We start from the raw sequence: 8,235 nt of genomic DNA, 5'->3' as shown, positions 1-8,235 counted from the left end.
CCGCGAAGCGGTTCGGGGTTCTGTGACACCCGAACTTTACCCCGGTTTCCCGGGGCACGTTATCATCTCGGCGGTTTCATTTTTCGTCCAGAAATGTTCTGAATTGTGTTCTGGAGATTGAGCAGTTCTGTCATTCTTTCAATAAAAACAACATCTTCCTGTCGCATATCCTTGATGGCAGCGATAACTCTTATTTTCACTTCCTGGTCTACAGCGTTAACAGCATTCCCAACGTCGTAACCAATGACAGATTCATTCAGTGTTGTAGTAGAAGAAGGGGCTTCAGCCTTGTTGTAATCAGCATCAGCACCAAACGCCAGCCAAACTGGATTGCGTCCGGTCGCTTTTGCGATCTGCCGGATTTCAATAAGCTTAGGTTCACGGTCACCCGAAGCCAGGCGTTTCAGAGTACTGACACTAATGCCCGTTTCGTTCTCAATATCGTCGTAGGTGAAGTTCTGAAGGATCGACTGTTTGATCCGTTCTGCGCATGCTTTATCTGCTGCCATCGCCAGTGAACTCTCTGTTTTGTTCATACAGGCATTCATTCTACCTCCCGTTTTTAGCATGCTGACCCTAAAGGTCAGTTCTGACATTTTTCAGTATCAATTATATTGACACGTAGATCTCATCAAACTAGTATAACTGACACCAATAAAGATCAGTTCAGACCCTTGCGCGTCAAAACCGGGAGATACATGTTTTTCGACTGGCTCACCATTGAACAGGACTTTGGCTACCAGCTTCCTATTCTGGGTGAGGTGGCGTATCAACGCGTTCAGCTGGAAACAGGCGAGGCCGGTTCACTTAATCAGCCGGTGTTCCAGCATAAAGGATCTTTTTGTGATCAGGTGTCAATTTCGATAAAAGGTTCAATTCTGAAGATGTCTGGTAATCCATCTCGATGGAATCGCCTTGACAATTTATTTGGACATAACTCAATTGATGCTTGTGTGCAGACTTATAACCGGATACTGACTGAGCTGGGTCTGCCAGTATTCACGAAATGTACGAAATTATGGCAGCGGCAGGCCAGTGAAGCAGAGAAAGCCGGAACAGTAACTGATGGTGCATGTATTCGAGAATTACACATTACTTCTAACCGAACCGTGGGTAAGGATAATGTCGATGATTATATTTCCGGTTTATCAACACTGCGCTACAGGAACAGTGAGCCGAGACTGCATAGCAATGGAAAATCAGTTGACTGGCTTTCTAAAAAAGGGAATGCCTTATTAATTTACCCAACTGTATATAACAAAGCACACGAAATACAGCTGCATTCTCTGAACAAAATAAAAAATAAATTTGGCGATTCCTCAACTGAAGTCTCTTACATCAGAAAGATTATAGATTTTTGTCAGGAACAAGGCGTTGTGAGATTTGAACAAAAACTTAAATCACGCTATCTGCAACGTAACCAACTCATTTACTGGGGTTTATCAGATTACTCAATACTCAATGACTTGCATAATGATTTTTTAGCACTTGATCAAAAGCTTATGGTGACGTCTATGGATTTTGAAACGATCAGTGAACATCTAATCAGTGAAGGTATTGTTGACTCAACTCGCTCAGCAAATACTACTGCCATGTATGCCATTCAGTGGATGCACGGGCATTCATTCGATTTTTCTAAAACTCAGGTACAGACCCATCGCGCCAGGCTTCGCAAAATTGGTATTGATATTGCCCAACGTTGCAATATTTCAAAATTCAGTCCAATTATTGTTAAAAAGGTGAGGGAGGTTTCAGTAAGTGATTGTCTGATCCCATCATGGTATATAAAACCTCGTTATTTACATGTTGCATAATAGGATATTCAAATGATTAAGATTGAAATTAAACCATCGCAGGCGATTGCCGATACACGTTCCGGAATTTCAAAATCAACGGGGCAAGCCTATACAATCAATGAGCAGGCTGCATATATATTTCTGGGGCAAGATTATCCACAACTGTTCAAACTGAATCTTGAGAATGGACAGGCACCTTATCCGGCAGGGTTATATACATTGCACCCATCCAGTATTTATGTTGGTGATTTTCAGAAGTTACGTGTTGGGAAAATAGTCCTCGTCCCATATCAGGATAATAAAGAATCAACAAAATAAGGTGTTGCTATGGCTTCTCAGAATATAATTACTGGAAAAATATGTAATGATGATTCCACAAATAATTGCCAGACAATATCACTGAGCTATTCTGAGTTGCCATATCAGCAGCTCCCTCCGGTAGAGCAGGTAACTCTTGTGTGGGGAACTGCTTTTACATCTGTAGTGGCCCTTTACTTTCTATCGCATTGTATTGGGCTTATCTTAAACATGATAAAGAGAGCTTAGCTATGAAAAAAACACTTCTGAAATCAGCTGTTATTGCTGCTGCTTTAGCACCTTTTCTCGTTAATGCAGCCGAAACTGGCAGCGTGGATTTTACAGCATTAACCAATGCAGTGTCATTTGACAGCGTTATTGCCGCTATCCTATCTGTAGCAGGTATTCTCGTTGGACTTTATGCTTCCATTGCCGGTGCTAAAACGGTTTTACGTATGATCCGCGGAGCCTGATGAAAGGCAGGGGAAACCCTGCCTTCAGGATTTTTTATGATAATGAATTTATGGCTAATCGCTGTTTTTCTATGGGGATTGCTTTGTGCCTGGGCTGTTATCAAAGGATTAGGAGGGTAGATGAAACCTCTTTTAACTTTAATCATTCTTTCCTGCATTAGTTTTTCTTCTTACAGCGCTGTAAATGCTCAGACTGTAAATCAGATTATTTCAAAATCTATTATCAACAAAATCAATCAGAGAGGTTTTTCTGCCAATGACCCCCGCTATTATGGGACACTGAAAGGCATTTCTGGTTATCTTAATACGACATCGACCACGGCCAGAAGTTATACATTGGCAGGTATTACCGGGCGTTCATGGTTGTCTGTTGGATTAAGAGGTGTATTACTCAGTCGTGGAACCTTTATTGCTCTGGCAGCAACAGGAGCTGTAACATGGCTTTTAGATGATAATGACACTGTAAAAGTAAAGATCAAGGAAGTTACGGGAGAGCAGGGTGTAAAAGGCTTTTACTGGGCTGTTGGTGCTGATAATTATGCAACGCCATCTGAAGGTGCTCAGAGTATTTGTGAAAAAAACGCTTCATTTTGTCAATCGTATATTATAGAGCAATATAACCCTGACCCCTCACGCACTGATTTAAGGACTATTAAATTTTATATTGATAACTCAAAAAGTCAGTTATGGACTACAAGAACGGCAAGCATGGTCAACTGCGGCACAAATAAAATAATTGCTACGTGCAGAGAAGATTATGTTCCTGTGACTCAGGAAGTCATTAAAACACTGAGTTTACAGGATGCCATTAACACGATCGCCCCCAATGAAATGGATACCGAACTGTCTCCTGAGGTTATTGCTGATGTCGTTAATAATGCATGGAGCAATGCAGCGTCTGCTCCAGGTTACGCGGGTCTTCCATTTGATGCATCCCGGCCTGTAACGGCGAGTGATATTGCCACTGTGAATAATGCCGGAAAGGCCAGCGTCGCCGATTTCATCAGGCCGACTGAAACACCTGATTTTACGTTACCCACTGATTCTACGGGAACTATTCCAACAAATCCTTCAACCAGTGAACAAGTGAATTTAGGGGATGATCCAGGTATTGCACCGCCTGAACTGGAGAAAATCCCAACTGGTGAAGAGATTCTCGCTCCATTGTTATCATTTGACCCACTGAAAAATTCAGCAGCTGATTTACAATTAGCGGGTGAGCGTATAAAACAAGCTGAATGCCCTCGACCTGAATTCAGTATATTTAACAGAGAGTATCGTCTGGAAACACACTGCTCCTTACTTGAAAAGAACGCAGCAATAATTGGCCTTATTTTTATGGTCGTCTATTCAATAGCAGGATTCAGAATCATTCTTTCCGCATAAAGGTGACTTATGTTCGGTATAATGACATCCGTATTATACGGTGTGCTTGGCTTCGTTCTACGTTCAATACTGGTCAAATTTTTTATTTTTTTCGCTCTTTATTTTGTTGTTCAGGAATTTACACCTTTTATTCTGGGTCTGGCTCAAAGCAATCTATCATTCACGCATTTACTGACGAACATACCTGAAGCTTTAAAATACTTGTTTAATGTTTTTAGAATTATGGATGGAATTAACATCATGTTATCCGCCTTGATTACTCGTTTTATTATTCGTCGAATTCCAGTTATAGGGTAAAGTGATGGCTATTTCTTTATATATGGGCGTTATGGGAAGTGGTAAAACGTATGAGGTTATTCATAGTGTAATTGTTCCTGCCGTTGCATCAGGTCGTCGTGTTATCACTAATATAAAAGGTATAAATGAAGAGAGAATCCATGATTACTGTCGTACCAAATTAAAGTCAAACAGCCCTGGACGTGTTCTTTTTACATCATCAGAAGACGTTCTGAAAGATGATTTTTTTCCATATTACAATGAGTCAGAATCTGTTGAGCAGGTTAATACTTTTTGTGAATATGGTGACCTTATTTGTCTTGATGAATTATGGTCTATATGGCCGTCAGATTCCCGTCTTTCTGAATCACATAGACGCTTTATCTCTATGCATCGACATATGACCCATAAGATCACTGGGGTATCCTGTGATCTTATTATTGTTAACCAGGGGGTTGACGGCGTGCCGCGTTACCTTAAAGAACGTATTGAAGCGACATACCGCATGACTAAACTAAAGTCACTTGGCCTTGCAAAATCGTACCGTGTCGATGTTTTTAGTGGTGCTAAATTATTTAAATCGAACAAGGTTAGCACCAGGAACTATCAGTATAAAAAGAGCATTTTTGCATTATACAAATCTTATGAAAGTGAAAATGGTAGAGAAGCTGTAACGGATAAAAGGCAGAATGCATTCTCATCCATTTTTTTGTGGGTAAAAATTGGTGCAGTACTGCTTATAGTCATGGGCTCTGTCTATACATTGCGAAAGGTATGGGCTGGGATGAATCATGAAATACCTGCTATTGAACAGCAAACAGTACCAACTACAATCATTGAACCCTCAGTCCCGGTTGCGAAAGAAGTCCATTCTTACTCATCCACATGGCATATTGTCGGAGTGCTGAAAACGGATTACCTCAATAAAGTAATACTGACTGATAACTCTGGTCGCTTACGCATGCTCCCGGCTAATCAATTTGATGGGGAAGGGATGGCATTAAGTGGAAATATTGATGGCGAAATCATAACTTATTTTACAGGAAACTAATATGAAGTTATTCTATCTCATGTTTCTTCTTTTTATAGTTCCGCAATCATTTGCAAAAGGCGTGTCTCTTAACATTTCTGGTATAACATTGAATGATTCTATAACATTGTTTTATTCCGAAGTGATACGAAAGCCCTTTATGGTTTCACCTGATGTTATTTCTGATAAACGAACCGTTAATTTTAGTATCACACCCGATATGGATGAACATGCCTTTATGGTGCGTTATCTCCAGAATGCAGGTGTCAGTGTATCAAGTAAAAATGGCATTGATTATTTCTATATCCCGGATAAAAAAATCTATGAAGCACCAAAGTATTCTTTCGTTTATACGCCACAATATCGTTCTGTCGCATATCTTGCGGATATTCTTCAGTCACAAGTAACTGGCTCTTTTTCAAATGGGGGGAAACTTGGCAATGGGGATATATCACCTGCTGTTGTAAAAGATAACTCGGCTTCCGATTTTTTGAGCCGCAATGGTGATGTGCTCGTTTTTTATGGTACAAAGAAAGATATTCAGCGTATTGAAAATTTGCTTCCTCTTATTGACCAGGCAGCTGAAGAGGTGCTTGTTTCTGGTTACGTTTTTGAAGTACAGACCGCAGAACGTAATGGTTCAGGTCTGGCCCTTGCAGCTAAATTAATGTCAGGAAAATTCACCATCGAAACAGGTACAGCACAAGGGCTGAATAATTTTGTCAGATTCAGTTCAGGCTCTCTGGATGCACTTTATGAATTATTCAGAACTGACAGTCGATTTCATGTCGTCAGTTCACCGCAACTACGCGTCAGAAACGGTTCGAAAGCATCTTTTTCCGTTGGTTCTGATGTCCCAGTGCTTGGTCAGGTTAGTTATGAAGATGGTCGGCCGGTACAATCCATTGAATACCGTTCCAGTGGGGTCATTTTCAACGTTTTACCTCAAGTTCGGGCGTTAACAATCGATCTCAATATTCATCAGCAGCTGTCAAATTTTGCAAAGACAGAGACTGGAGTCAACAACAGCCCAACGTTGATTAAACGGGAGGTTAATACAGATGTTTCGTTAAAAGATGGCGACATTATTTTGCTGGGTGGACTGGCAGAGAATAAAGACAGCAATGCTGATACAGGCCTGTCATTTTTGCCGTCATGGTTTGGGACTACCGCAACAGAAAAAACAAAAACGGACATCATTATTGTTCTTCAGGCCAGAAAAATAAGACGATGAAGCGGGGCGCCCAGCACCGCAGCTCCGCGAGGAGCTGGGCGTTCAGTGCCATCGTCTGACCGATTGATATGAAAACCATAACACCTGATTTTGCGCATGCGCAAAATAGCAGATGAAAAAAGGAAGCGTTGATGACTTCAAATCTGAAATTTATCCGATTACGTGTCGAACCCGAACTGATCCAACCAATAAACAATCTGGCCAGTACCCGTGATGAAATGAAAGCTGAGATTGCCGGTGAGATTGTCGAATGGTTTCTGGCTCGCCGCTCTGATGGCACTTTAACTGCACGTTATTTTTCCAGCCCAAAAGACGCTGATTATGTCGGGATCAGGCTTCACCGGAGTACTGTTATGAAAGTGAAACAGTTGTCATTGCAGGATAATCAGCCGATAAATCGCATCATCTATACAGCATTAGCAAGGTACTTTGAGCAACAGTGAAGATAGAAAATTATCGGTATGTTGATCTTGGTTAGTGCCTGTCAATAAAACCGTTGCGAGAACCAATATGACAAAGCATAATTCGTTCTGAGCGAAGTCTTGCCAGTTCTTCTGTGTAAGAAGGGCGCAAAAAAACCACCCTGGCAGGTGGTTTTTTTGTATCTAACTCATTAGATTACAATAAGATGTTGACGCTGACATGACTAATGTTCAGCGACAAACCACTCTGATTATCTACTGGATAACCAAAGAAGAGCGCCAGAACCAGAATGCAATAATGCCATCTGTTCATAGTTCCTCCCGTAAGATCGGGGCGGCATCCAACACTATCTGCGCTTCGGTGCTGGAACGACTATTTGAGCGAAGTCTTACCACCAAAAAAATGCTCTGTTTATACGCATAAGTGATCTGGCAGAATCACCGAACAGAGTCCTCAGAATACAACATCTTGTATGTCATTGTTTCCAAGTCGCATTTTAAGTGCTATATGTTGTGTTTTGCATCAAAGATGTTCACGACTTTATTGATTCAGAACAAAGTAAAAATGCAAGAGTACAGATGGCAGGCTCTGTGGGTAATGTAAAATTTACTGTATTAAAAACAGTCAGATACTAATAATGCTGTAGAAGAACTAAACACTGTCCAGTATGGGTCGGATTCGGGAGGCCGATATATGAGTAACCGTAAAAATAGCGATCGTGTATCGAAACCTGACTGGCCATCTTTATCCAAAGCAGAGAAGGCAGATAGCCATTTTCTGGCAGAGCGAGCAGTGGTGATTGGTGATTCGAGAGCGGACATGTTCGAAAACAAAACGCGTCAAAATGACGGAAATTTTTTCCGGGATTTTGTCGGGTTGGACAAGCCGAAGGCGCGTCAGAGGTTGGGACTCGTTTTGCGCATGCGCAAAATTTCTGGCTAATTTGAAACTGATAAGAGGCGATCGAAACCGCCACTTATCAGGAGATGTACCATGTGCCTAGACCGTCTAATAATAGCAAAAAATGGCTAACTTTCTTATCGTAGTTACGGAGATGTAGACGTCGATTTTTGTCAGAGTTCAGAACATGGAGAAGATTGAATGGTAAGAACAGTGGAACAAATTGAGCAACAGCTTGTGCAGGCTCGTCGTGAACGAGATGCCTGGCAAAAGAATCGTGGTGGAAGCCATCATTACCAAATGGCGAGTTTGTTAGTATCCGCGCTGGAGAAAGAGCTTTCAGAGGCGCTGAACGATCAGGACAACCATGACCACAAAACGCCGGATTCCGTCTGACTCTACATTGGTGCGCATAATGTA

The 8,235-nt window shown here is 41.5% G+C and carries 11 protein-coding genes; 10 read left to right on the top strand and 1 reads right to left on the bottom strand.

All coding sequences use genetic code 11. The features are described from left to right. Positions 1 to 62 precede the first annotated feature (62 nt). Entirely contained in the window at positions 63 to 596 is a 534-nt protein-coding gene (locus tag M989_RS11765; protein ID WP_083965152.1) for a helix-turn-helix domain-containing protein, read from the bottom strand. Between the two features lie 102 nt (positions 597 to 698). On the opposite strand from M989_RS11765, the gene M989_RS11760 reads away from it, so the two are divergent. The 10 genes from M989_RS11760 to M989_RS11720 all read left to right on the top strand — a co-directional run bounded on the left by M989_RS11760 (position 699) and on the right by M989_RS11720 (position 8,211). Then, positions 699 to 1,814, top strand: a complete 1,116-nt coding sequence (locus M989_RS11760) for a phage/plasmid replication domain-containing protein (protein ID WP_064545472.1) — start codon at positions 699 to 701, stop codon at positions 1,812 to 1,814. A 12-nt stretch (positions 1,815 to 1,826) separates the two neighbouring features. Further along, positions 1,827 to 2,114, top strand: coding sequence for a single-stranded DNA-binding protein (locus M989_RS11755; protein WP_064545470.1), 288 nt, complete (start codon positions 1,827 to 1,829; stop codon positions 2,112 to 2,114). A gap of 230 nt (positions 2,115 to 2,344) precedes the next feature. Then, on the top strand, positions 2,345 to 2,566 hold the full coding sequence (locus M989_RS24600) for a hypothetical protein (RefSeq protein ID WP_074398780.1): 222 nt from the start codon (positions 2,345 to 2,347) through the stop codon (positions 2,564 to 2,566). A gap of 120 nt (positions 2,567 to 2,686) precedes the next feature. Beyond that, entirely contained in the window at positions 2,687 to 3,952 is a 1,266-nt protein-coding gene (locus M989_RS11750) for a hypothetical protein (protein ID WP_064545468.1), read from the top strand. A 9-nt stretch (positions 3,953 to 3,961) separates the two neighbouring features. Next, a complete protein-coding gene (locus M989_RS11745; protein WP_064545466.1) occupies positions 3,962 to 4,249 on the top strand; it encodes a DUF2523 family protein in 288 nt (95 codons plus the stop codon). A 4-nt stretch (positions 4,250 to 4,253) separates the two neighbouring features. After that, positions 4,254 to 5,279, top strand: coding sequence for a zonular occludens toxin domain-containing protein (locus M989_RS11740; protein ID WP_064545464.1), 1,026 nt, complete (start codon positions 4,254 to 4,256; stop codon positions 5,277 to 5,279). 1 nt (position 5,280) lies between these two features. Then, entirely contained in the window at positions 5,281 to 6,492 is a 1,212-nt protein-coding gene (locus M989_RS11735; RefSeq protein WP_064545462.1) for a type II secretion system protein GspD, read from the top strand. 131 nt (positions 6,493 to 6,623) lie between these two features. After that, positions 6,624 to 6,935, top strand: a complete 312-nt coding sequence (locus M989_RS11730) for a hypothetical protein (RefSeq protein WP_064545460.1) — start codon at positions 6,624 to 6,626, stop codon at positions 6,933 to 6,935. Positions 6,936 to 7,608: 673 nt separating this feature from the next. Next, on the top strand, positions 7,609 to 7,857 hold the full coding sequence (locus M989_RS11725) for a hypothetical protein (RefSeq protein ID WP_064545458.1): 249 nt from the start codon (positions 7,609 to 7,611) through the stop codon (positions 7,855 to 7,857). A 159-nt stretch (positions 7,858 to 8,016) separates the two neighbouring features. Beyond that, positions 8,017 to 8,211 (top strand): hypothetical protein, encoded by a 195-nt coding sequence (locus M989_RS11720; RefSeq protein ID WP_064545456.1) that lies wholly within the window; start codon positions 8,017 to 8,019, stop codon positions 8,209 to 8,211. The last annotated feature ends 24 nt before the right edge of the window (positions 8,212 to 8,235 follow it).

The organism is Kluyvera georgiana ATCC 51603 (assembly GCF_001654985.1).
Classification (GTDB): domain Bacteria; phylum Pseudomonadota; class Gammaproteobacteria; order Enterobacterales; family Enterobacteriaceae; genus Kluyvera; species Kluyvera georgiana.
Note: the sequence above shows the minus strand (reverse complement) of the source record. Positions and strands in the feature narration are given on the sequence as shown.

Excerpts from the sequence above, each read along its gene's own strand:
- M989_RS11765 (WP_083965152.1), bottom strand. The coding sequence starts at position 596 with ATGTCAGAACTGACCTTTAGGGTCAGCATGCTAAAAACGGGAGGTAGA.
- M989_RS11760 (WP_064545472.1), top strand. The coding sequence starts at position 699 with ATGTTTTTCGACTGGCTCACCATTGAACAGGACTTTGGCTACCAGCTT.
- M989_RS11755 (WP_064545470.1), top strand. The coding sequence starts at position 1,827 with ATGATTAAGATTGAAATTAAACCATCGCAGGCGATTGCCGATACACGT.
- M989_RS24600 (WP_074398780.1), top strand. The coding sequence starts at position 2,345 with ATGAAAAAAACACTTCTGAAATCAGCTGTTATTGCTGCTGCTTTAGCA.
- M989_RS11750 (WP_064545468.1), top strand. The coding sequence starts at position 2,687 with ATGAAACCTCTTTTAACTTTAATCATTCTTTCCTGCATTAGTTTTTCT.
- M989_RS11745 (WP_064545466.1), top strand. The coding sequence starts at position 3,962 with ATGTTCGGTATAATGACATCCGTATTATACGGTGTGCTTGGCTTCGTT.
- M989_RS11740 (WP_064545464.1), top strand. The coding sequence starts at position 4,254 with ATGGCTATTTCTTTATATATGGGCGTTATGGGAAGTGGTAAAACGTAT.
- M989_RS11735 (WP_064545462.1), top strand. The coding sequence starts at position 5,281 with ATGAAGTTATTCTATCTCATGTTTCTTCTTTTTATAGTTCCGCAATCA.
- M989_RS11730 (WP_064545460.1), top strand. The coding sequence starts at position 6,624 with ATGACTTCAAATCTGAAATTTATCCGATTACGTGTCGAACCCGAACTG.
- M989_RS11725 (WP_064545458.1), top strand. The coding sequence starts at position 7,609 with ATGAGTAACCGTAAAAATAGCGATCGTGTATCGAAACCTGACTGGCCA.
- M989_RS11720 (WP_064545456.1), top strand. The coding sequence starts at position 8,017 with ATGGTAAGAACAGTGGAACAAATTGAGCAACAGCTTGTGCAGGCTCGT.